The organism is Aeromonas sp. 3P (assembly GCF_051919745.1).
Classification (GTDB): Bacteria; Pseudomonadota; Gammaproteobacteria; order Enterobacterales; family Aeromonadaceae; genus Aeromonas; species Aeromonas veronii.
In genome coordinates this window covers 3,502,574-3,526,010 of record NZ_JBQBED010000001.1, presented here as the reverse complement: position 1 = coordinate 3,526,010, position 23,437 = coordinate 3,502,574, and the positions used below count along the sequence as shown (strand labels likewise).

The window sequence follows — 23,437 nt, the reverse complement described above, 5'->3', positions numbered from 1 at the left end:
CGACAGTCAGATGGGGGGCTATCATAGCGCAGGGCTGAATAGGAAAGAAGCAGGGGGAGACAGGGAAATCCTGCCTCCCCCAGTTTTTTATGAAAGGAAATATGAATGTGTCAGCCAGAGGCCATACAACAAACTGGGCCAGGCGAGCCAGGGGTTGAACAGCACACGTCCGGGCAGACTTTTCAGATGAAAGCCAAGCCCGTTAAGTACGCCACAACAGACGGCCCACATTAGCCAGGGAGCAAGCCAGAGACCATGCTCGCTGGTATTGGCCGCGATCAGATTGGGGGCCTGTAAAATAGCGACGGCCAACAAGGCCGCCGCGAGTAACATCAACCCCTGCCACGGCTGCCGCTCCAGTGGAGCGGCCAGCCTGGCGAGTCGATCACTTGTTTTCATCGATCTGACGATCCATGTTCTCGGTGTGTTCCAGCCACAGCGCATTGATGATGCCAAATGCACAGGCCAGCAACAGCCCCAGGATCCAGGTGAAATACCACATTGTCAGCGCACCTCTTAATAGAGAGATTGTTGGTTATCTTCGATGTGCTTGTTGGTTACCCGGCCAAACATCTTGATGTAAGTCCAGATGGTGTAACCCAGCACAATCGGTACGAAGATCGCTGCGGCCACAGTCATCACCTGCAAGGTGTTGAAAGAGGCGGTAGCATCCCACATGGTCAGGCTCAGTGACGGCTCAAGGCTTGAGGGCATCACGAACGGGAACATGGAGAAACCGGCAGTGAGGATGACCCCGGCAATCGCCAGCGAGGAGCTGGTAAACGCCAGCCAGCCGATGTTCATGCGGGCAAACAGCGCAGTCAGCAGGCTCATGGCCAGACCCAGTACAGGGGCAGCCACCATCCACGGATAGAGGGTGTAGTTGTTCATCCAGGCACCAGCCTGCAGGACAACTTCCTTGTTCATCGGGTTGGATACTGCGTCAGTCGCGGCAGCCTTGACGATGACATACCCTTCCATACCGCTTACCCACCAACCCGCGGCAGCAAACAGCACCAGAGTCAGCAGTGAGCAGATCATGGCAGCCGTGCGGGAACGCGCCAGCACTTCACCGTCGGTCTTCATCATCAACCAGGTTGCGCCCTGGGTGAGCAGCATGAACAGGCTCACCAGACCAGCAAGAATGCCGAACGGGTTAAGCAGGCCGAAGAAGTTGCCGTGATAGGTCAACATCATGAACTGGTTAAACTCGAACGGAACGCCTTGCAGCAGGTTGCCAAAGGCCACACCAAAGACGATGGGCGGTACGGCGCTACCGGCGAACAAGGCCCAGTCCCAGTTGCTGCGCCATTTGGCATCAGCACGCAGGGAGCGGTACTTGAAACCGACCGGACGCAGGAACAGCGCCATCAGCGTCAGGATCATTGCGATGTAGAAGCCGGAGAAGGTCGCGGCATACACCATCGGCCAGGCGGCGAACAAGGCACCACCGGCAGTGACCAGCCAAACCTGGTTACCTTCCCAGTGCGGTCCCATGGTGTTGAGCATCACGCGGCGCTCGACATCTTTCTTGCCGACGAACGGGAGCAGTGCGCCTACCCCCATGTCGAAGCCGTCAGTGATGGCAAAACCGATCAGCAGTACGCCGACCAGAGCCCACCAGATGACACGCAGAGTTTCGTAATCAAACATGGTCGCTCTCCTTATGCCTTGATCTGTTCAAAGTGATACTTGCCAGTCTTCAGGCTGCTGGGGCCAAGACGGGCATACTTGAACATCAGGTACATCTCGATAACCAGAAGTACGGTATAGAACAGGCAGATACCGATCAGAGAGAACCAGATCTCGGCTGCAGGCAAGTTGGATGCAGAGAGGGAAGTCGGCAACACCTCTGCAATGGTCCACGGTTGGCGACCATATTCAGCAACAAACCAGCCAGCTTCGATAGCGATCCACGGCAGCGGGATACCCCACAGCAGACCCTTGAGCAGCCACTTGCGCTTGCCGATCTGGTGACGGGCACTGTCATAGAAGGCCATACCAATCAGCACCAGCATCAGCATGCCGACGGCAACCATGATGCGGAAGGCGAAGAACAGCGGCAGTACCTGCGGGATGGAGTCATCCACGGCGGCCTTGATCTGCTCGTCGGTAGCATCGGTCACGTTGCTGGTGTAGCGCTTGAGCAGCAGACCGTAGCCCAGATCCTGTTTCACTTCGTCGAAGCGAGCGCGGGTCTCGTCAGACTTGTCACCGGATTGCAGCTTGGTCAGCAGGTCGTAAGCGGTCATACCGTTACGAACGCGCAGTTCGTGCTCGCTTTTCAGATCCTTCAGACCGGTTACCTGACCATCCAGAGAACGGGTCGCGATAATGCCCAGCGCATAGGGGATCTTGATGGCGTAGTCGGTGCGCATCTCTTCCTGATTCGGAATACCGAACAGGGTAAAGGCAGCCGGAGCAGGTTCAGTCTCCCACTCAGCTTCGATAGCGGCCAGTTTCACCTTCTGCACTTCACCTGTCTCGTAACCGGATTCATCACCGAGGATCAGAACGGACACGATGGAAGCCATACCGAACGCAGCGGCAATGGCGAAGGAGCGACGGGCAAACGCCACATCACGATTCTTCAGCAGGTAGTAGGAGGAGATACCCAGCACAAACATGGCGCCACAGGTATAGCCAGCCGCCACAGTGTGGACGAACTTGACCTGAGCAACCGGGTTGAGCACCACGTCAGCGAAGCTCATCATCTCCATTCGCATGGATTCGAAGTTGAACTCGGCACCGACCGGGTTCTGCATCCAGCCGTTGGCGACCAGGATCCAGAGGGCGGAGAGGTTGGTACCCAGCGCCATCAACCAGGTGGCAGCCAGATGCTGATGCTTGCTCAGACGATCCCAACCAAAGAAGAACATACCGACGAAGGTGGACTCCAGGAAGAAGGCCATCAGCCCTTCGATAGCCAGCGGGGCCCCGAAGATATCGCCGACATAATGGGAGTAGTAAGCCCAGTTAGTCCCGAACTGGAACTCCATGGCCAGACCTGTGGTGACCCCCAAGGCAAAGTTGATACCAAACAACTTACCCCAGAATTTGGTCATGTCCCGGTAGATGGTGTTGTTGGTCATCACATAGACGGATTCCATGATCGCCAGGAGAAAGGCCATTCCCAGCGTCAGGGGTACAAACAAAAAGTGATAAAGGGCCGTCGCAGCGAACTGGAACCGCGATAGGTCTACCACATGCTCAGCAATCATGATGTTTCCTCACCGATTATTGGCACGGCTATTTTAAGTTTTAAGCACAAAGCTTCCGTTGGAGGTTATCGAATGAGCCTTATTGGGACGTGTCACAACAAAACGCGTTCAGTAACCACTGGCATTAACAACAAGGCAATACGAGAACACAAATAAAGCTAATGTTTAACAATTCCAAAACAATCAGCCTAAATTTATTCTCGCCCATGATGACCGGGTTTTTATATCACCTTTATTTGATTGAAATCAATGTAAAAGGACCCGCCATACATGGCTTTGAAAGGCATTTTTAATCTATTTCACGATTATTGACGCGAGCCAGATCACAAAACACGACAAAGCGTAAAACATTGATTTAAATCAATTTAAGAATTTAACATCCCGCCGCTCGGTTTAATTTGAAAAGCGTGAATGACGCGCCTTTTTCCATGTTATCCGAGTCAGGCAATCTGATTCGAAAACTCAATTTAAAATTGCAAAGAATGCATACTCATGCGAACCAATTTCATCAATAAATACATTAGATAAACTAATTTGAAGAGTGCAATTTTTCTTGTTTGCCGGGGTCGATTCGAACTCCTACAATGCGCCTCGCAGTGAGGGCATACCCTTGGATACAGGCCGGTTAATCCGGGTTCACGGTACGTATTCGACGATCAATTTGAACCTGTCTATTGGAATCGAAGATGAAAAAGTTTGTTGCTAAAACCATCCGTTACTACAAGCTTTCCTTTGTTCAGCTCTATCAACTGAACCGACTCTGAGAGCTCGCGACGGCTCACCTGTTTATTTTCCGGTCTGTGTCCAGACGCACTCACTGTCTGTGAACATCCATCCTGAATTGTCTTTGCCCACCGCATCCGCCGTGGGCTTTTTTTTGCCCGGATAATAAAAAACCGCCTTTGACGGCGGTTTCATGTTCAAACGACTGTTTTTACTTCTCATCTGGTCGCTGAAGACCGAAATGAGCGTAGGCTCGTGTGGTCGCAATCCGTCCTCTGGGTGTACGTTGCAGATACCCTTGCTGGATCAGATAAGGCTCCAGCACATCTTCGATAGTATCTTTCTCTTCCCCGATCGCGGCGGCCAGATTATCGAGACCCACCGGGCCCCCCATAAACTTGTCTATCACAGCCAACAATAACTTGCGGTCCATGAAGTCGAAGCCTTCATTATCGACATCCAGCATGTCCATGGCGCGGGCAGCAATGGGGCCGTCGATCCGGCCATCGGATTTCACCTGGGCAAAGTCGCGCACCCGCCTTAACAAACGGTTAGCAATCCGCGGCGTGCCGCGAGAGCGACGGGCGACCTCAATGGCACCATCTTCCGTCATGTCTAGCCCCAGACAACGGGCACTGCGGGAGACGATATCGGTCAGGTCCTTGACGTTGTAGAACTCCAGCCGCTGGACGATACCGAAGCGATCCCGCAGCGGGCTGGTGAGTGAACCAGCCCGGGTGGTGGCGCCAATCAGGGTGAAGGGAGGCAGATCCAGCTTGATGGAACGAGCCGCTGGCCCCTCCCCGATCATAATGTCGAGCTGGTAATCCTCCATCGCCGGATAGAGCACCTCCTCCACCACCGGGCTGAGGCGATGGATCTCGTCGATGAACAGCACATCGTTCGGTTCGAGGTTGGTGAGCAGCGCCGCCAGATCCCCCGCTTTCTCCAGCACCGGGCCGGAGGTGGTCTTGATATTGACCTCCATCTCGTTGGCGACGATGTTGGCGAGGGTAGTCTTGCCCAGACCCGGCGGGCCGAAGATCAACAGGTGATCGAGCGCTTCACCCCGCTGGCGGGCCGCTTCGATAAAGATCTCCATCTGTTCGCAGACGGTATCCTGACCGGTGTAGTCAGCCAGCTTCTTGGGGCGGATAGCCCGGTCAATAATGTCATCCTCACGGGCGGCACTGGCCGAGATGAGGCGGTCTGCTTCAATCATCAACTACCTCATACCAGGCTACGCAGGGATTCACGGATGATATCTTCCACCGACATCCCCTCTTTGGCGATCTTGCTGACAATCTGACTCGCCTGCTGCGGCTTGTAACCGAGGGCCACCAGCGCACTGGCCGCCTCTTCGGTCACATCAGGGGCCCGCAATTCGGGCTCACTGGCTGGCAAGGTGACCATGGCCGGGGAGAAGAGGTCGTGACTGACCCAGCCCTTGAGGCGATCCTTCATCTCCACCACCAGCCGCTCGGCGGTCTTCTTGCCGACTCCCGGCAGTTTGACCAAAGAGCTTATCTCTTCACGTTCGACACTCAGCACGAATTGGGTAGCTGTCATGCCGGAAAGAATAGCCAGCGCCAGCTTGGGGCCGACTCCGTTGGTTTTGATCAGCTCGCGGAACAGTGCCCGCTCCTGTTTGTGGTTGAAACCATAGAGCAACTGGGCATCTTCCCGCACCACGAAGTGAGTATGGATGGTCGCTTCCTTGCCGATCTCCGGCAAATCATAGAAGCAGCTCATCGGCATCTGTACCTCATAGCCAACCCCGCCCACTTCCAGCAGGACCTCGGGGGGCTGCTTTTCAATGACAATGCCTCTCAAGCGACCAATCACGGCTCTCTCCTCACCAATACAACTATTCGTAAATTGGCTCATAGCATAAAGAATAACTGGATAAGTATCCAGCATAGGGCTGCAACACCCGCGTAGTCAGAGAGGCTTTTTATCCAATTTTCCACCATGCTTGATCGGGTGCAACCAGTGCACGGGATGTTTCAGCGCCGCACCGGTCCCCGAGCGGGGGATAAACCACTACACTAAACCCGTTCGGAACCGAAACTGGTGCCAATGTCGATACCAAGGAAGGCCATCACATGAAAATTGTTACCACCTCCAATCTGGGTCTTGCCATATTGCTCGGCTGTACGCTGGGCATGGGGGTCGTTGGCTGGTATGGCAGCCAGCGGCTAGCCAATCTGCTCTCCTATGTGCTGGGCGCCGCCTGGCAGACCGCCGACGGTGCCATGGAGGGCTCCATAGAGCTGGGCAACCAACAGCTACAGATTCAGAAGATGCAAAACGGAACCCCACTCAATCGCGCCGAACTCGATGCTGCCAAGGCGGCGACCGATGATGCGCTGGCCCGGGTCAGCCAGGGGCAGCTCATTGATGGTGCGGCCCTTGCCACCATGGAACAGCACAAGCAGGACTATCAACAGCAACAAGAGAAGCTGCTGGCGCTCTATCACGCCTATACCGAGGTGGATCAGGCCCTGCATCACAACGCCGATCTGATGGCCCGCCTCTCGACCCAGCTGGAGGTGATCGGCGACGGCGCGGTCGAGGCGCTGACCCAATCCCCCGACCAGACCATCAGCTGGAACAGCGGCCTCTCCACTCGCTGGGAAGCGGCCGACGGGGGGATGGAATCCAACATAGGCTTTTTGCGCCAGCTCTATGCGCTGGAAAAGATGCGCAGACAAGGAGTCACAGAGGCGATCAAGGCCGAGCTGAAAGAGGCGACCGATTTCTACCACGAAGCGATCGACAGCATGCTCGGCACCGGGCTGTTCGATATCGAGGGAACCGGCGAATTTGCCGGCAAGACACTGTCGGCAGAGTATCGCGCCCTGTTGGCCCGGCATCAGCAACTGATGGGACAGTGGGTCGATGCGCTCGGCAGCTATCAGGCCCAGCAGTCCGCCTATGAGGTCAGTGCCGATGAGCTGCGACAACAGCTGGTTGCCATCGAGGAGAGCGGCGATGCCACCGTCGAGGATCAGGTGGCCCAGCTCAACGGCATCATCAGCCAGATCCGAACCCTGCTGCTGGGTGGCCTGTTGCTGAGCCTGATCATGGTCACCCTCTGCGGCTTCTGGCTGACCCGCAAGCTGGTGACCCCGCTGCTGCAAGTGGACAAACGAATGCAGGATATCGCCGCCGGCGAGGGAGACCTCAACGCCCGCATCAACCTGCAACGTGATGACGAGATAGGCTCGCTGGCAAACAGCGTGGATCGTTTCATCGAGAAACTGCAGAAGATGATCAGCTCCACCATGGACAACAACCAACACATCAGCGAGCACGTTCACACCTCGGTCAACCGGGTGGAGGCAATCAGCCAGAGCAGCCGCCAGACCGCCGAACATGCGCTGGCCCTGCACCACGACAGTGAACAGATGGTGCAAGTCGCCACCGGTATCTCGGACAACTGCAGCATGGCGGCCCACAATGCCAACGAGGTGCGCCAGCTGACCACCGAGAGCAGCCAGTATGTCGCCTCCGCCAGCGCGGGCATGCAACGGGTGGTACAAGAGGTGAGCGAGTGTGCCATCGCCATCAACTCCCTCAAGGAGCAGGCAGGTCAGATTGGCCAGATTATTTCCACCATCAGCGGTATCTCGGAACAGACCAACCTGCTGGCCCTCAATGCGGCCATCGAAGCGGCTCGCGCGGGGGAGATGGGGCGTGGCTTTGCGGTGGTTGCGGACGAGGTGCGCACCCTGGCCAATCGCACCGCAACATCGAGCGCCGAAATTAGCCAGGTGATCAGCAGCATCCAGCAGCAGACCGAGACCGCCTACCTGATGATGCAGCGCAACCTCAAGACGGTGGAGTCCGGCATGCAGGACTCCGAGAACACCAAGCAGATCCTGTTCAAGGTGGAAGGCGCCATCGACCAGCTGGCCGACATGGTGCAGCAGGTGGCCGTGGCTACCGGGCAACTGTCACACACCCTGAGCCACTCCTCTGACAAGGTCTCCGGCATCAGTCTGCAAGCCAGAACCGGCGAACAGGAGGCGCAGGAGTGTCTGCAACTCGCCTCCTCGCTCCATCAGGCCAGCCTGCTGCAGCAGCGCCTGCTCTCCCAGTTCAGGGTCTGAACCCTTTCAATAGCAAAGATGCCACTCATATGAGTGGCATCCTTTTGCTACCGATCGTTCATTCCTGCCGCCTTAACTTCCTCAACGTCCTATGGCCAGTTGAACAGCCAGGCTCAGCATGATGATGCCAACCAGCAGGTCGATCCCCTGCTGCACCCGGCTGCGGGCCAGCCAGGGCGCCAGTGCCGCTGCACCCAGCGCCAGCGAGTAGAACCACACCAACGAGGCCAGCATGGCCCCCGCAGCAAAAGCCGGACGCAGGGACTCGCTCACCTGACTGCCAAGGGAGCCGAGCAGCATCAAAGTATCGAGATAGACGTGAGGATTGAGCAGCGTAACACCCAGCGTCATCGCCAGCACGCTTTTGGCCCCCATCTGCTGAGCAGTCTCGGCAAGCCCCTCCCCTTTGCCACGCCAGGCACTGAGCAGGGAACGGCCACCAAACCAGCCGAGAAACAGCACGCCTCCCCAGGTGAGCAGTGCCATGCCGAGGGGGCTGGTGGCCAGCACATTGGCTCCGCCAAATACGCCGATAGCAATCAGGGTGAGATCGCAGAGGCTGCAGAGCGTGGCCGTCAGCAGATGGTGATTGCGATGGATGCCCCGACTCAGCACAAAGGCATTCTGGGCGCCGATGGGGATGATCATGGCCAGACCGATGGTGAAGCCTTGCAGTGTCGTTGCGAGCATCATGGAGAGTACCGTTCGAAATGATGAATGAGCGGCACTATAGCGATGGTAGTTCCCTCTTAGAAATTCATTGATTTACTGATTGATTCATTTTGCTAATAAAAACCGGCATACCCAGCCGCTGTTCCAGCCCTTGTCAATTACCGGATCTGACAATTGTGACCCTCAGAGTGCGGCAGGAGAATCTGTTGCGCCTGTGGGCTCAGCCTACTGCAGCAATCTGGGGAAGTTGGTCACCACAACTTGCTCCAGATTGGGCAGCAACAGCCCCGTACTAACCCCTTTGGCAATGGCCTGATAGCGGTTCATTGAGCCGGTTTTGCGGGTGACCTGATTGAGATGGTAATTGACCGTGCGCTCCGTGATCCCGAGGATGCAGGCGATCTCGCTAGAGGTCTTCCCTTCGCTGGCCCAGAACAGGCACTCGGTCTCGCGCTCGGTCAAGGGGTCTTTACCCGCACTATCCATCATGCTGAAACGCACCACCCGAATGGCCGCCTCGAAGATGTAATTGGACATCCAGGAGAGGATCGGCGAGGACTCCAGCAGCAGGTCGCTCGAGGCCCGCTCGGAGGTGATGAAGGAGAGAATACCGTTCTCCCCGGCAGCACCGTGCAGAGGGAAGGAGATGCCGTTACGCAACCCGAACTCGGCTGCCAACCCCATCACGTCCATGGTTCCCTCCTGCAAAAAACTGGCCCGCTCATCGAGGCGGTTCCAGTAAATGGGCAGCGTCTGCTTGCGTGCCAGCCGGATCACCGGATCGCACGCCAGCATGTTGTTTTCGGTATAGGCCTGCACCCAGGAATCGGGGCACTGGTTGAACAGCACCACCTTGGGCCTTTGCATCGACATCGGCAGGATCAGGGCGAAGCGATAGTAGTCATAGCCCATCCCGAGCGTAAAGCGACCGATCAGTTCGGCCAGACGATTGCCGTCCGTCACCGAAGTGAAATGTTCGAGGTACTCAAGCAGTTGGTCTCTGTTCATATGAAAGCCCCCTTGGCCAGACATGTGATTATAACGGCGAATAGCAAGATAGAGGGTCCATAATGTTGGTTTTTAAAGGAAAATTGAGAGAACATCCACGAAACGAGGTGGAGAATGAACTCTATCGCTTTCGAAATCGCGTCTTTTCCGACCGGCTAGGCTGGGATGTCGAGTCTCATCGGGGCCTGGAGCGTGACAGCTTCGACACGCCAGACACCCATTGGGTTCTGATCGAGGACGAACAAGGGCTGTGTGGCTGTATTCGTCTGCTCAACTGTGCCGATGCCTATATGCTGCCCACCATCTTCCCCACCGCCCTTGCCGGTGAAAGCGCGCCACGCACCCCAGATGTCTGGGAACTCACCCGTCTGGCTATCGATGCCCAGCGCGCACCGCGCATGAGCAATGGCGTCAGCGAACTCACTTGCGTCATCTTCCGCGAGGTCTATGCCTTCGCCCATGCCCACGGGATCCGGGAGCTGGTCGCCGTCGTCAGCCTGCCGGTGGAGCGCATCTTCCGCCGACTTGGCCTGCCCATCGAGCGGCTCGGTCATCGGCAGGCGGTCGATCTGGGTGCGGTAAGGGGCGTTGGCATCCGCTTCCATCTGGATGAGCGCTTCGCGCAGGCGGTCTCCCAACCTCTGCTGGGCCATTATCAAACCAGCCATTATCCACTGCAGCAACCGTCACCGGTGTTGGCAGTTCACTCATAAAAAATCCCGGGAAAACAGACCCGGGATAAAGATGTCGCTACGATCTGCGCAGGGCTACCCCATGCGGCACCAGAGAGTATCCTCCCTCAATGGCCTGACCACTACTGTCAAAAATCACAGCGCAACGCCCCTTCCACCGCCCATTGTTGTCCCCTGCCGAGTAACGTAGAGTCAGCCCTTGGGCAACGGAAGGGGGAGAAGATGAAAGAGCTGGACTACAAACTGCTGCGGGCACTGGATGCGGTACTGCAGGAGCAGAACTTCGATCGGGCGGCCAAGTCGCTCCATATCACCCAGTCGGCCATCTCCCAGCGGATCAAGCAGCTGGAGCAGCAATTTGCCGAGCCGCTGCTCATTCGCAGCCAACCGCTGCTGGCCACGCCACTCGGCCAGAAGCTGCTGGCCCATTATCGGCAGGTACATCAGCTCGAGCTCGAACTGGCGGGGGAGCTGACCCCCAACCAACCGCAGGGGCCAATCAGGATCAGTATCGCTGTGAACGCCGACAGCCTGGCCACCTGGTTTCTGCCCGCCATTGCCCCCTTGTTGAGACAGCACCCCATCGAGCTCAACCTGCTGGTCGATGACGAGAGCCGCACCCTCGACAAGGTCCGCGAGGGTCAGGCCTTTGGTGCGGTCAGCCTGCATCCCCAGCCGCTGGCGGGTTGCTGCGTCGACGAGCTCGGTGAGATGAACTATCTGCTTACCGCCAGCCCCACCTTCGTAGCTCGCCACTTCCCTCGCGGCCTGACTCGTGAGGCGCTGGCCAAGGCACCGGCGGTGGCGTTCGATCAGCGCGATGACATGCATGTGAGCTTTATGAGGGAGCACTTCGGGCTGGAGCCGGGCGGTTATCCCTGCCATACGGTCCACTCGTCAGAGGCCTTCGTCGCCATGGCCGAACAGGGGCTGGCCTACTGTCTCATTCCCGAATTGCAGATAAGAGGCCAGCTGGCTGGCGGGTCACTACTCAACCTCAGTCCCGACCACGTCCTGACGGAACGCCTCTACTGGCACCGCTGGGTACTGGAAAAAGGGGTTCACAAGCAGCTCTCCCAACGCCTTATCGACCATGCCAGCTCGCAGTTGAAACCACGCTGAGCAGGCCATTCACCTTGGCTTTGCAGGGCTAAAAACGTATAGTGCTGGGCGATCCTTCATCAGGTCTCCACCCAGGTTTTCACTTCAGGTTCCTCACTTATGTTCCAAGACAATCCGCTGCTGGCCCAGCTCAAGCAACAAATCCGCGAAAACATCCCGAAGAAAGAGGGTGTGATCCGCGCCTCGGACCGGGGCTTCGGCTTTCTGGAAGTCGATGAGAAGACCAGCTATTTCGTGCCGCCTCCCTACATGAAGAAGGTGATGCACGGTGACCGGGTGACCGCCCTGATCCGCACCGAAAAAGAGAAGGAAGTGGCCGAGCCGGATACCCTGCTGGAGCAGTCCGTCACCCGCTTCGTGGCCCGGGTCAAGATGTTCCGCGACCGCCTCAACGTGGTGGCCGACCATCCGCTGATCAAGGATGCCATCAAGGCCCGCGTCAAGAAGGGTCTGGATGAGAAAGAGTTCAAGGAAGGTGACTGGGTGGTGGCCACCCTCAAGCGCCATGCGCTGGTCGACGGCAACTTCTCTGCCGAGATCATCCAGAAGATTGCCGCCCAGGAAGATCACAATGTGCCCTGGTGGGTGGTGCTGGCGCGCCACAATCTGGCCCAGGTCGAGCCGGCTGACTTGCCGGAGTGGAAGGTGATCGAAGAGGAGGAGCTGCCCCGTCGTGACCTGACAAAGGTGCCCTTCTTCACCATCGACGGTGCCAAGACCAAGGATATGGACGATGCGCTGGCCATCACCAAGCTGGACAACGGCTGGGAGCTGCTGGTTGCCATCGCAGACCCGACCGCCTATGTGGCCGAAGGGAGCGAGCTGGACAAAGAGGCGGCCCAGCGCGCCTTCACCGTCTATATGCCGGGCCGCAACGTGCCGATGATCCCGCGCACCCTCTCCGACGAGCTTTGCTCCCTGAAAGAGGGCGAGGAGCGCAACACTCTGTGCGCCCGTCTGCTGATCGCCGAAGATGGTCTGCTGCTGGAGGAGACCGAGTTCTTCGCCGCCCGCATCTGTTCCCACGCCCGTCTCAACTATGACGACGTCTCCGACTGGGCCGAGCATGGCAAAGAGCTGTCCATCGACGCAGGCGTACTGGCCCAGCTGCCGCTGATGAAGGCGATGACCGAGGCGCGCATCGCGTGGCGCACCGAGCATGCGCTGGTATTCCCGGATCGTCCCGACTACGACTTCGAGCTGGGCGAGAATGGCGAAGTGCTGGCCATCCACGTCGAGCCGCGCCGCATCGCCAACCGCATGGTGGAAGAGTCGATGATCGCCGCCAACATCTGTGCCGGTCGCGTGCTGGGCAAGAGCGTCGGTTACGGCATCTTCAACGTTCACACCGGCTTTGACGAAGAGTCCCTCGACGGCGCCATCGACCTGCTGAAGAGTGCCGAAGCCCCGTTCGAGCGCGACGAGATCGCCAGCCTCTCCGGCTTCTGCGCCCTGCGCCGCTGGATCGACAACCTCGACACCCGCTGGCTGGATGGCAAGATCCGCCGCTTCCAGAGCTATGCGCTGATGTCCTCCGAACCGGGCGCCCATTACGGTCTGGGTCTGGATGCTTACGCCACCTGGACCTCCCCGATCCGTAAATACGGCGATATGGTCAACCATCGTCTGCTCAAAGCCGTCATCGCCGGCAAGACCCCGGGCGAGCGCCCGAGCACCGAGCTCACCGAGCATCTGACCGCCTGCCGCCGTCTGCACCGCATGGTGGAGCGCGACATCGGCGACTGGCTCTATGTTCGCTACCTCAAGGCCGATGCTGGCACCGACAAGGTGTTCAACGCCGAGATCATCGACGTGATGCGTGCCGGTCTCAAGCTGCGTCTGCAGGAGAACGGCGCCGTGGTCTTCATGCCTGCCCGTCACATCCTCGACAACAAGGATCGACTGGAGTGCAACTGGGACAATGGCCGCGTCTATCTGGACAAGACCGAGGTGGTCTACGAGCTCGGCCAGATCATCGAGGTCAAACTGACCGAAGCGGTGGAAGAGACCCGCTCCCTTATCGCCAAACCGGCAGTGGATCTGGTGCCTGGCCCGGCACCGGAAGCCCCGGCGGCCGAGAGTGCGCCAACCGATAGCAGTGAAACACCTGCTGAGGCTGCCCCCAAGGCAGAATAAGCCGCGCAGAATCATCTGATCTGCCCGAGAGCCCGCCATCGTGCGGGCTCTTTTTTGCCCGGCATCCCACCCTACAAGCTGCCATATATACCGTTATGGCACACAGTTCTAGCCACGATTGGCAAAGAACGCAGTGAATGTCTCCACCAGAATGACTTAAAGCAACCATTATGTGCGACACCTCTCCTTTCTGACATATTAATCAAGGAGAAATATGTCTATACTCGCTTGGGTACAATCCAAGGGATATTGGTATGCAGGAATGGGACCCGGAACACTTCACCAACTTCGCTCAGTTATGCGAAGTGAGCCTCGCCACCATCCGTGAAAAGACCGATGCCGAACGCCTCTACCTCTGGCTAAAAGCCCCCGAACCGCAGCTCTACAGCTTTCAGCTCGATCACGGGCTGACCACGCTTGATCTCGCCCATCTCGGCCAACTGACCCTGCCCCACCACCTGATCGACAAGGCGATGGAGAAGGGACAACTGGTGATCGAGCAGCTCCCACCACCGCCTGATCCCGGCGAAAATGTGGAGCCCGCCCAGCCGCAGTTACGCGCCTGTTTCCCTCTCAAGCGTCACATGAAGCTGGAAGGGGTCATCTATCTGGAGACCCGCCGCCGCATCGACCGCCTCTCCTCCCACCAGCGTCAGGGCATCCAGCTCCTTATCCACTATCTGACAGCCGAGCTCAGCAATCACCTGCTCTCCAGCCAGGTCAATCAGGAGCGGGACCAGCGGCTCCATACCCAGACCGATCTGGTACAGAGTCAGGCACTGCAGGGCTCCTTCCTCACCATGTTGCAGGCGCTGCACATGGTCAGCGTCACCCTCTCCCGCAGTCGCAGCGAGAACGATCTGCTGCGGGATGCCGTGCTGCTGGCCCGCAAGGAACTGCAATTCGATCGGGTTGCCATCTTCCTGATCGAACCCGATGGCAAGACCATGCGCGGCACCTGGGGCACCAGCGAGGAGGGCGAGCTGATGGATGAACACAACTTCATCAGCCCCATTCCGGATCACCCCACGGTGCAAGAGGCGCTCAGGCGCAAGGATTACGTGCTGGTGATGGAAGATACCCCCCTCTACTACGAGAAGCAGCAGGTGGGCCGTGGCTGGAACGCCATGGTATCGCTATGGGATGGCACCACTCCCATCGGCTGGATCGCCGCCGACAACCTGCTCTGGCACCGTCCGCTCAAGGCCTATCAGAGCGAGATCTTCAAACAGTACGCCGCCATTCTGTCACAACTGCTGATCCGCCAGCGTACTCAGGAGCAGCTGGAAACCCTCAACCGCCAGCTGGAGGCCCGGGTCGCCGAGCGCACCATGCAGCTGGCCGAGACCAACCGTGCGCTGGAGGAGGCCAATCACCGCCTCTCCCTGCTGTCGCTGGAAGATCCCCTCACCGGCATCGCCAACCGGCGCCAGTGGGACATCACCATGCAGCGGGAGTGGGAGTGGGCACGGCGCACCCAGAACCTGCTGGCGGTATTGATGATCGATGTGGACGAGTTCAAGGCCTACAACGACCACTTCGGCCATGCCAAGGGGGATCTTTGCCTGCAACAGGTGGCCCATGTGCTGCGGGATGCAGAGCGGCGCTGCACCAATCTGGTAGCCCGTTACGGCGGGGAGGAGTTCGTCATTCTGCTCTGCGCCCCCCAACCCGGTGAGGCCGAACAGCTGGCCGGACGGATCCACGATGGTCTTGCCCGCTTAAAAATGCCCCATCCCGCCTCGCGGGTTGCTGATTTCATTACGGTTAGCATAGGCTTTAGCTATCTGGTTCCCTCCCAGGACGGAGCATGGCAGACCCTGACCGAACAGGCTGACCAAGCGCTCTACCACGCCAAGTCACAAGGGAGGGCCCGCACTCTGGCCTATCGGTGATCCCATGCTGTTGCGTCGCTACCCCATCTTCAATCGTCGCCTGGCTCTGGTGGCCTACGGCATCGACTATCAGCTCAGCTCACCGGCCGAATGGCCTTCACTAGCGCAACATTGCCGCCTGCTGGCGCAAGGGCGTCAATATCTGGTGCCCTTCACCCACGAACAGCTCGATGAACAGCGTCCACTGCTGCTGGATCAGGACGCGATCCCGCTGGTTGAAGCCTCCAGCGAACGCCAGCCCAACTCGTTCCCGGTGCTGGAGCAGTGGCGCGACAGTCGGCGCAGACTGGCGGTGCACGGCGCCAACCGGGATCCACGCTGGCTCGGCGCCAGCCGCCTGCTGGTGTACTGGATGGGGGAAGAGGGGATCTGCCAGCCCACCGAGCACAAGCGGATGGCGCTTAACATCGAAACCTGGGCGGATTTTCTCCCGCTGCGGGAGGCGGGGGTCGACTTCTTTGCCGGCGGCTTTCTCGCCCGTCCCGAGCTGGTCAATCAGCGGGCCAACCAGCCCGATATGGCGCTGGTACAGCAGATCCTCCAGCTCATCTGCCACGAAGAGTTCTCCTTCGCCCAGGTAGCCCGCCTGCTGGAGCAGGATGCCTGGCTGCCCGGCCTGCTGCTCACCTACGTCAACGCCCCCGGCTTCGATCATGCCGCCCCCATCACCTCGGTGCCCCGCGCCCTCTCCTATCTGGGGGAGCAGGAGATCCGCAAGTTCGTGTTGATCAACGGTTTGGCTCGGGTAAGCCAGCACATGCCGGAGGCCTGCACCCGCATGGCCATCGCCCGCGGCCGCTTCTGCGAGTTGATTGCCCTCACCGCCCTCGGTAAAGCAGAGGCAAGCTGGGCCTTTCTGGTGGGACTGGTGCTCGATGGCTCACTGCTGTCGGAGCCGCTGATGGCCCACCTGCCCAAGAGCGTGCAGCGCGCCATCGAACTGCACGAAGGGCCACTCTTTCATCTGTTTCAGCTGGTCAGCACCTATGAACAGGGCAACTGGGCCCTGCTGGAACAGCTTGCCCCCAAATATCAACTCGATCCGGCCCAGCTCACCCCCGTCTATTTTCAGTCACAAATGTGGGGGCAAGCGTTTCTCACCAGCTAGGTGATGGCGAGGCGGGGAGCCACTGGCTAGAATGGGCTCCCTTTTTTCAGAGACTGACCCGCACCATGACCCTTTCCGGATTCCAAGGCCTGGTCTTTGACCTTGATGGCACCCTGGTCGACTCCATGCCGCTGCACCTCGCCGCCTGGGAGCACACCGCCCGCGAGTTTGGCTTTCACTTCGATGCCGACTGGTTCTATGAGCTGGGGGGCATGCCGAGCCGCAAGATAGCCCTGCTGGTCGCACAGGAGCAGCAGATCCCCCTCGATCCGCTCGAAGTCACCCGCTGCAAGACCGCCCACTATGTGGCCAACCTGCACAAGGCGACCGTCTTTCCCGCCATGCAGGCGCTGGTCGAGCGCTATCATGGCGTCATCCCGATGGGGATCGGCACCGGCTCGCCGCGCATCAATGCCGAGGCGGTACTGCGCAACACCGGGCTGGATCGCTACTTCTCTGTGGTGGTCACCGCAGACGATGTGGAGCTGCACAAGCCCAATCCGGACACCTTCCTGCTGGTCGCCAGCAAGCTGGGGGTCGAGCCATCAGGCTGTCTGGTGTTTGAAGATACCGGTATCGGGGTACAGGCCGGAGAAGCGGCGGGTATGCAGACCTGCATGGTCAAAGAGGGTCAACCAGTCGGCATAACGGCGTAGTGCGGAAAAAAATATCGCCCTGCAAGGGGCGATAACCGGAACCGGCTCTCATACGGGACATGAATGAAAATGAGAGCAGATTCCGTCAGCCGCTGACGCAGGGCGCGTCAACGGGGAGTGCGGGGCAGACGATTACTCGTTGTTGCCGCCGCCCTGATTGTCGTCATAACGACCCGGCGCACCGTGGGGGCGCGGCGCCATGGAGACACGTGGCTTGCGAGCACGCTGGATATTCACCTGCGGACGGCCGGTGTGCATGGCAATGGTGGAGATCTTGGCCTTGTAGACCAGCTGCTGGTTACCATGAGCATCGGTCAGCAGCACGCTGTACTGGTCGAACCCGCTGATGGTGCCTTCCAGCTTGATGCCGCTCACCAGAAAAATAGCGACCTGACTGCGGTTCTTGCGCAACCAGTTGAGGGCAGAATCTTGCCCGTTCCCGAGGGAGAAGGCTTGCTCAATCGTGGAGTAGCTGGGGGATTCAGTTGTCATAAATTATTGTCCCGCGGAAAAAAAGTGGCGTTTGATTGTGCTAAATGGGCACTGGCTTGTCAAAGTCATTCTCACTCCCGCCAGCAATAGCGGCCTTCGGGGCTGGTCGCTGACCGGTACAACTGCGATAATCGCCAGCTCTGGCTCTACCACGGGCCTTATCTGGGGTTTTATCTTGCATCCGGTTTCACACCAACACCACACCACCTATGTCCATGATGCCACTGCCTGCGAAGAGTGTGACCTGCTGATACCGGCCACACCGCTCGAGGTGGGACAGACCAGCTGCTGCCCCCGTTGTGGACACACCCTGAGTCGCCACCTGCCACAGCAGGAGCTGCTGCCAATCTCCTACGGGTTCGCGGCACTCATCATGTTCGTGCTCGCCAATGCCTTTACCTTTATGTCCTTCTCGGCCAAAGGGGTGGGCCAGGAGATGACTTTTCTGCAGAGCATCACCACCCTGGTGGATGAGGGCTATCTGTTTCTCGGCGCGGTACTGAGCCTGACCCTGATCGGCCTGCCGCTGGTTTATATGGGATCCATCATGCTGGTGCTGTGGCGGGTCGATAAAGATCTGCACAGCAATGCCCTGCGCTCCCTCGGCCGTCTGCTCTGCCGGATCAAACCCTGGCTGATGGTGGATGTCTTTCTGGTGGGCGTGCTCATCTCGCTGGTCAAGCTGATGGGGATGGCCGACATCAAGATGGGGCTGTCATTCTGGGCTTTCGTCGGTTACACCGTGCTGCTCATCAAGATGATCTCCTCGCTGGATCAGATGTGGCTGTGGCAGCGGCTGTTCGGCCCGACCGAGGCTCGGGATATCGACCCGGAAGCGGGCGCGCTGGAATCAGGTCTGGTGGGCTGCCATATCTGTGGCGCTCTGAGCGAGGTGGGCAGCCACAGCTGCTCCCGCTGCGGCGGCAAGCTGCATGCCCGCAAGCCGGGCGGCCTGAACCGTACCTGGGCGCTGCTGTTTACCTCCGCCATTCTCTACATTCCGGCCAACGTCTATCCCATCATGGATACGGTGTTTCTCGGTGATGACAGCCCCTCCACCATCCTCGGCGGTGTGGTGCTGCTCTGGGCCATGGGCTCCTACCCCATAGCGGCGGTGATCTTTTTCGCCAGCGTGGTGGTGCCGCTGGTGAAAATACTGGCGCTATTCTGGCTTTGCTATATGGTGCAGCGCGGCAATGTCACCTCCCCCCTCGGCAAGCTCAAACTCTATCGCATGACCGAATTTGTCGGACGCTGGTCGATGATCGACGTCTTCGTGGTGGCCATTCTGGCGGGCCTGATCCGGCTCGACAATCTGATGACCATCTATCCCGGCCCTGCGGCCGTCGCATTTGCAGGTGTGGTGCTGATCACCATGGTCGCCGCCATGAGTTTCGACTCCCGCCTGATCTGGGATTTACAACAAGGAGAACGCGAACGTGAGTGAGCGTAAAAAAAGGTGGAAACCGGGCTCTGACTTTCTGAGCTCTGCCGCCGCAATCTGGATGGTGCCCCTGCTGGCACTGTTCATCGGTCTCTGGATGCTGTTCCAGCACTGGTACTCCCAGGGCCCCAGTTTCACCCTGACAGTCGCCACTGCCGAGGGCATAGTCGCTGGCAAGACGGTGATCCGCTCCCGCGAAGTGGACGTCGGCCGCATCGAAGCCGTCGAGCTGAGCGATGACTATAGCCATGCGGTGCTGAAAGGACGGCTGACCAATGCTGCCTCCGGCATGCTGCGCGGTGACAGCCAGTTCTGGGTGGTCAAGCCCAGAGTGGGCCGTGAAGGGGTATCGGGTCTGAGCACCCTGCTCTCCGGCGCCTATATCGAGCTCGCCCCCGGCAAGAAAGGTCGGGCGCGGGACGAATACGCCATGCTCGACAAACCGCCGCTCGCCTCCCTCGATGCCAAGGGGCTGCGTCTCACCCTCAGCAGTCGCGACACCCGCGCGCTGGGGGAAGGCTCCCCCATCAACTATCAGGGCTTCACCATAGGTCAGGTGGAAGAGGCGAAGTTCCTGCCCGAGAAGAGCGAGATGCAGTATCAAATCTTCATCCACGCCCCCTATGACATTCTGGTGAGCAGCAACTCCCGCTTCTGGATGACCCCGGGCTTCGAGGTCTCCATGAGCAGCGAGGGGATGAAGGTGAAGATGGATTCGCTGGAGAGCCTGATCGATGGCGGCATTACCATGGGTCTGCCACCCGGCTGGGCGCCTGGCGAACCGGTCAAACAGATGGAAGGGTTCACCCTGTTCCAGGATGAGGCGAGCGTGCTGGCCGGTAGTCTGGATCAGTTCATCGACTACGTCTTCCTGTTCGATGACAACGTGGGTGGCCTGCACCCGGGCGCGGCGGTGCAGTATCGCGGTATCCGGGTCGGTACCGTCATCTCCGCCCCCTACCTCATCGAGGACAAGGGCGTGCAGATCTTCAAGAGCCGCCAGATCCCGGTGCTGGCCCGCATCGAGGTACAGCGCCTCTCCCACCGCTATGCCAAGGCGGAGAAGGATCAGTGGCGTGCCCTGTTCGGCAAGCAGTTCAAGGAGGGGTTGCGTGCCAGCCTCAAGACCTCGAGCCTGCTGACCGGCGGCAAGATCATCGACCTCAACTTCTATCCGGACGCGCCGCGCTTCGAGCAGGCCAAGCTGGCCGGTTATCAGGTCTTCCCCACCGTGCAAGGCGGGCTGGATCAGATCGAGCGCAAGGTGAACCTCATCCTCGACAAGTTTGTCGACATGGACATGGCGACCACCCTGACCAAGGTCAACGGGTCACTCACCACCCTGGATGGCACCCTGAAGAACATCAGTGCAGTCAGCGCCAACCTGAACAAGCTCACCGCCAAGGATTCCACCCAGCAGCTGCCCGCCTCGCTCAACGAGAGCCTCAAGCAGTTGCAGGAGACCTTGCAGGCCTATGATGCCCAGTCGCAGACCAATCAGGACCTGCGCCAGTCGGTGCAGACCCTCAATCAGTTGATGCGCGAACTGCAACCGCTGGTGCACTCCCTCAACGAGCAGCCCAGCTCGCTGATCTTCGATCGCGCGCATCCATCGGACCCTGAGCCCAAGCGAGGCAAACAATGAAAAAAGAGATCCTGACGCTGGCCCTGCTGGGCCTGCTGGCGGGTTGCAGCAGCCAGCCAAGCCTGCACTACTATTCGCTCGATGCCGACAGCCAGCAACCCGTAACGGCCCCGGCCCAACCGCAGCACCAGTTGGTGCTGCGCCCAGTGGCGCTGGCCAGCCAGCTCGACCGGATCAGTCTGGTCTATCAGCTGGAAGGGCAAGAGCTGCACTTCACCGAGTACCATCGCTGGGCCGGTGCGCTGGACGATCAACTCAACCAGCTCACCCTCAATGGCCTCTCCACCCGGCTGCCGGGCTGGGTAGTACGGCTGGATGGCGCCCGCAAGGGGCCGGTGCTGACCATTCTGGTGGAGCGCTTTCAGGGCCGTCATGACGGCAGCGCCGTGCTGAGCGGTCGCTGGCGCCTGCTGGCGGAAGATGGCACCGTGCTGCGCGATGCCCCCTTCCGTCAGGAGCGAGTACTGCCGGCCGATGGCTACAACGCACTGGTGAACGAACTGGGTCAGGGCTGGCAACAGCTGCTCGACCAGATCGCCGCCGAGGTACGCCAGAGCGCCAGCTAATCGCCCATCCGCCGATTGCAGAGATAAAAAAACGACGCCAGCTGGCGTCGTTTTTTTATGGGCAAGAGTCGGGTGCGACTTATGCCTTGGCAGGCAGGCTCAGGCGGGCAACCGCTTCGACGTGCATGGAGTGCGGGAACATATCGACCGGTTGCACTTCGTCCAGCACGAAGCCCTGCTTGACCAGCCAGGCAAGATCGCGGGCCAGGGTCTGCGGGTTGCAGGAGACATAGACCAGACGACGGGGCGCCATGGCGACCAGGGTCTGCAGTACCGCCTTGTCACAGCCTTTGCGGGGCGGATCCATCACCACCACATCAGCGGTCACACCTTGGGCGTGCAGCTCGGGCATCAGCTGCTCCGCCTTGCCGACGTGGAATTCGGTGTGCTCGATGCCGTTGAGGGCGGCGTTGCGGCGGGCATCGCTGATGGCGCTCTCCACCGACTCGATCCCGACGACCTTGGCGGCCTTGCCAGCCAGGAACAGGGAGATGGTGCCGATACCGCAATAGATGTCGAACACCGTCTCGTTGCCGGTCAGCTCGGCATACTCGAGGGCACTGGAGTAGAGCACATCGGTCTGGGTCGGGTTGTTCTGGAAGAAGGAGAGCGGCGAGATCTCGAACTCGAGTTCGTGGATCTTGTCGCGGATCACCCCTTCGCCGAGCAGCACCCGGTTGGTGGCGCCCAGAATGCGGTTGGTGCGCTCATCGTTGATGTTCTGCACCAGGGTAGTAACCGGCAGATCGCTCAGGGCTGCCAGCAGCTCGGCTTCGAACGGCAACTCCTCGCCCAGAGTCACCAGCACCACCATCAGCTCGCCGCTCTTGAAACCCTTGCGGGTCATCAGGTTGCGCACGCAGCCGCTGTGGTTCACTTCGTCATAGGCGGCGATGTCATGCGTGCGCATCCAGTTGCGCACCCGGGCGTTCAGCTCCACGTGCAGCGGATCTTGCACCGCACAGTCATCGGCGGTGATGAGATCGTGGGAGTGCTTGCGATAAAAACCGATCTCGGCACCGGCATCGCAGCCACGCACCGCATATTGCGCCTTGTTGCGATAGGCGAACGGGCTCTCCATGCCAAGGATATCCTTGACCGGCGTGTCACCCAGCCCGACCTGCTCCAGTGCGCTCTGCACCAGTGCCTGCTTGAGCTTGAGCTGGGCCGGATAGGCCAGCGGACGTACCTGACAGCCACCGCACTCGGTGTTAGGGCAGAAATCGGCCACCCGATCGGCGGAGGGCTGGAGCAGCTCGGCAACCTTGCCGTGCAGATAGTTCGGCTTGACCTCGGTCAGCTCCACCAGCGCCTGCTCACCGGGCAGCAGACCTTCGACAAACAGGGGGCGATCGAACAGGCGTCCTTTGCCATCTCCTTTGTCGGTCAGTTCCAGGATCTCGATCTGGTGTTGATGTCCCACTAACGGCATGAGCGGCTCCAAAAGTACTAAAAATGGGGGGTGATGGACGCGGAAAAGCCATGCCCATCGAGAAAAGGTGGCAGAGTTTAGCGGAGATCCGGCCAAATTGCAGGCATTAAAAGCCCAATGGTTGTGGTACTACCCGTCCCGCTTTTGCAGCCCGGCCAAATGACCCGTGGGCAAGGCCCCGCCAGCCCCCGTTCCCGCGGGTTGCGGCAAGATCAGCATCGTCAGGATCGGCCAATCCCCCTGGCGAGCCCTCACTGGCAAGCTGCGGCCCGTTACAGGGACAAACCGCGCGGTATAAATCAAATTTATGGGTCTTGCCAAAATGACCAAACTTTTACTTATACCAAGCCAATTGCGGTCACATGCGCCTCCGGCAAGCCAATGCTGACCAGCCGGGCATCCCCCTCCGATCCGCGCAAGATGGCCAGCCCGCGCCGCCCTTTCGCGGCTGCGGCAAATTTAGCCCTTGGGCCGCAACGCCCAGCCTGTTAAAATTCCGCCCTTGAAATT

Annotated in this window: 20 protein-coding genes; 10 read left to right on the top strand and 10 right to left on the bottom strand. The window is 59.2% G+C overall.

Features of this window, described 5'->3' with window-relative positions:
• Nucleotides 1-87: 87 nt before the first annotated feature.
• The 6 genes from ACTG19_RS16355 to ruvA all read right to left on the bottom strand — a co-directional run bounded on the left by ACTG19_RS16355 (nucleotide 88) and on the right by ruvA (nucleotide 5,789).
• Complete coding sequence (locus ACTG19_RS16355; RefSeq protein WP_041202810.1) at nucleotides 88-399, bottom strand: cyd operon YbgE family protein; 312 nt, start codon at nucleotides 397-399, stop codon at nucleotides 88-90.
• Complete coding sequence (gene cydX, locus ACTG19_RS16350; RefSeq protein WP_005304933.1) at nucleotides 386-502, bottom strand: cytochrome bd-I oxidase subunit CydX; 117 nt, start codon at nucleotides 500-502, stop codon at nucleotides 386-388. The genes ACTG19_RS16355 and cydX overlap by 14 nt, the downstream gene beginning before the upstream one ends.
• Before the next feature lie 14 nt (nucleotides 503-516).
• Nucleotides 517-1,653: a cytochrome d ubiquinol oxidase subunit II gene (gene cydB / locus ACTG19_RS16345; protein ID WP_005335741.1), complete on the bottom strand. Its 1,137-nt coding sequence runs from the start codon at nucleotides 1,651-1,653 to the stop codon at nucleotides 517-519.
• An 11-nt stretch (nucleotides 1,654-1,664) separates the two neighbouring features.
• The gene (locus tag ACTG19_RS16340) at nucleotides 1,665-3,221 is read right to left on the bottom strand and encodes a cytochrome ubiquinol oxidase subunit I (RefSeq protein ID WP_005335743.1); all 1,557 of its coding nucleotides are present in this window, start codon (nucleotides 3,219-3,221) and stop codon (nucleotides 1,665-1,667) included.
• A 934-nt stretch (nucleotides 3,222-4,155) separates the two neighbouring features.
• A complete protein-coding gene (gene ruvB / locus ACTG19_RS16335; RefSeq protein ID WP_201990063.1) occupies nucleotides 4,156-5,166 on the bottom strand; it encodes a Holliday junction branch migration DNA helicase RuvB in 1,011 nt (336 codons plus the stop codon).
• An 8-nt stretch (nucleotides 5,167-5,174) separates the two neighbouring features.
• The gene (ruvA, locus tag ACTG19_RS16330) at nucleotides 5,175-5,789 is read right to left on the bottom strand and encodes a Holliday junction branch migration protein RuvA (RefSeq protein WP_005335746.1); all 615 of its coding nucleotides are present in this window, start codon (nucleotides 5,787-5,789) and stop codon (nucleotides 5,175-5,177) included.
• Nucleotides 5,790-6,049: 260 nt separating this feature from the next.
• On the opposite strand from ruvA, the gene ACTG19_RS16325 reads away from it, so the two are divergent.
• Complete coding sequence (locus tag ACTG19_RS16325) at nucleotides 6,050-8,059, top strand: methyl-accepting chemotaxis protein (RefSeq protein WP_201990062.1); 2,010 nt, start codon at nucleotides 6,050-6,052, stop codon at nucleotides 8,057-8,059.
• An 81-nt stretch (nucleotides 8,060-8,140) separates the two neighbouring features.
• Here the strand turns inward: ACTG19_RS16325 and lysE are convergent, their stop codons facing one another.
• Both lysE and ACTG19_RS16315 read right to left on the bottom strand, forming a co-directional pair.
• On the bottom strand, nucleotides 8,141-8,749 hold the full coding sequence (lysE, locus tag ACTG19_RS16320; RefSeq protein WP_201990068.1) for an L-lysine exporter: 609 nt from the start codon (nucleotides 8,747-8,749) through the stop codon (nucleotides 8,141-8,143).
• Nucleotides 8,750-8,956: 207 nt separating this feature from the next.
• Complete coding sequence (locus tag ACTG19_RS16315; protein WP_005335753.1) at nucleotides 8,957-9,739, bottom strand: LuxR family transcriptional regulator; 783 nt, start codon at nucleotides 9,737-9,739, stop codon at nucleotides 8,957-8,959.
• Between the two features lie 62 nt (nucleotides 9,740-9,801).
• Between ACTG19_RS16315 and ACTG19_RS16310 the strand changes: the two genes are divergently transcribed.
• From ACTG19_RS16310 to ACTG19_RS16285, 6 genes are all read left to right on the top strand, one after another.
• The gene (locus ACTG19_RS16310) at nucleotides 9,802-10,452 is read left to right on the top strand and encodes an acyl-homoserine-lactone synthase (protein ID WP_042081537.1); all 651 of its coding nucleotides are present in this window, start codon (nucleotides 9,802-9,804) and stop codon (nucleotides 10,450-10,452) included.
• 201 nt (nucleotides 10,453-10,653) lie between these two features.
• Complete coding sequence (locus ACTG19_RS16305; protein ID WP_113739829.1) at nucleotides 10,654-11,553, top strand: LysR family transcriptional regulator ArgP; 900 nt, start codon at nucleotides 10,654-10,656, stop codon at nucleotides 11,551-11,553.
• Between the two features lie 99 nt (nucleotides 11,554-11,652).
• Nucleotides 11,653-13,689 carry an exoribonuclease II gene (locus ACTG19_RS16300; protein ID WP_439989271.1) on the top strand — a complete coding sequence of 679 codons (2,037 nt, stop codon included), beginning with the start codon at nucleotides 11,653-11,655 and terminating at the stop codon, nucleotides 13,687-13,689.
• Nucleotides 13,690-13,943: 254 nt separating this feature from the next.
• Nucleotides 13,944-15,584 carry a sensor domain-containing diguanylate cyclase gene (locus tag ACTG19_RS16295; protein WP_219264727.1) on the top strand — a complete coding sequence of 547 codons (1,641 nt, stop codon included), beginning with the start codon at nucleotides 13,944-13,946 and terminating at the stop codon, nucleotides 15,582-15,584.
• 4 nt (nucleotides 15,585-15,588) lie between these two features.
• Nucleotides 15,589-16,692, top strand: a complete 1,104-nt coding sequence (locus ACTG19_RS16290) for an EAL and HDOD domain-containing protein (protein ID WP_064335439.1) — start codon at nucleotides 15,589-15,591, stop codon at nucleotides 16,690-16,692.
• A gap of 65 nt (nucleotides 16,693-16,757) precedes the next feature.
• Nucleotides 16,758-17,348 (top strand): HAD family hydrolase, encoded by a 591-nt coding sequence (locus ACTG19_RS16285; RefSeq protein WP_005354791.1) that lies wholly within the window; start codon nucleotides 16,758-16,760, stop codon nucleotides 17,346-17,348.
• A 132-nt stretch (nucleotides 17,349-17,480) separates the two neighbouring features.
• Here the strand turns inward: ACTG19_RS16285 and hfq are convergent, their stop codons facing one another.
• The gene (hfq, locus tag ACTG19_RS16280) at nucleotides 17,481-17,840 is read right to left on the bottom strand and encodes an RNA chaperone Hfq (RefSeq protein WP_005335772.1); all 360 of its coding nucleotides are present in this window, start codon (nucleotides 17,838-17,840) and stop codon (nucleotides 17,481-17,483) included.
• 175 nt (nucleotides 17,841-18,015) lie between these two features.
• Here hfq and ACTG19_RS16275 point away from each other — a divergent pair, with 175 nt between their 5' ends.
• Genes ACTG19_RS16275 through ACTG19_RS16265 form a run of 3 tightly spaced genes read left to right on the top strand, consistent with a single transcriptional unit; the run spans nucleotide 18,016 to nucleotide 21,495 of the window.
• Nucleotides 18,016-19,287, top strand: coding sequence for a paraquat-inducible protein A (locus ACTG19_RS16275; protein WP_113739833.1), 1,272 nt, complete (start codon nucleotides 18,016-18,018; stop codon nucleotides 19,285-19,287).
• A complete protein-coding gene (pqiB, locus tag ACTG19_RS16270; RefSeq protein ID WP_005335774.1) occupies nucleotides 19,280-20,929 on the top strand; it encodes an intermembrane transport protein PqiB in 1,650 nt (549 codons plus the stop codon). Before ACTG19_RS16275 ends, pqiB begins: the two co-directional genes overlap by 8 nt.
• The gene (locus ACTG19_RS16265; RefSeq protein ID WP_113739834.1) at nucleotides 20,926-21,495 is read left to right on the top strand and encodes a PqiC family protein; all 570 of its coding nucleotides are present in this window, start codon (nucleotides 20,926-20,928) and stop codon (nucleotides 21,493-21,495) included. Before pqiB ends, ACTG19_RS16265 begins: the two co-directional genes overlap by 4 nt.
• 79 nt (nucleotides 21,496-21,574) lie before the next feature.
• Here ACTG19_RS16265 and rlmD read toward each other — a convergent pair whose 3' ends face one another.
• Nucleotides 21,575-22,927: a 23S rRNA (uracil(1939)-C(5))-methyltransferase RlmD gene (rlmD, locus tag ACTG19_RS16260; protein ID WP_158112727.1), complete on the bottom strand. Its 1,353-nt coding sequence runs from the start codon at nucleotides 22,925-22,927 to the stop codon at nucleotides 21,575-21,577.
• Nucleotides 22,928-23,437 lie beyond the last annotated feature (510 nt).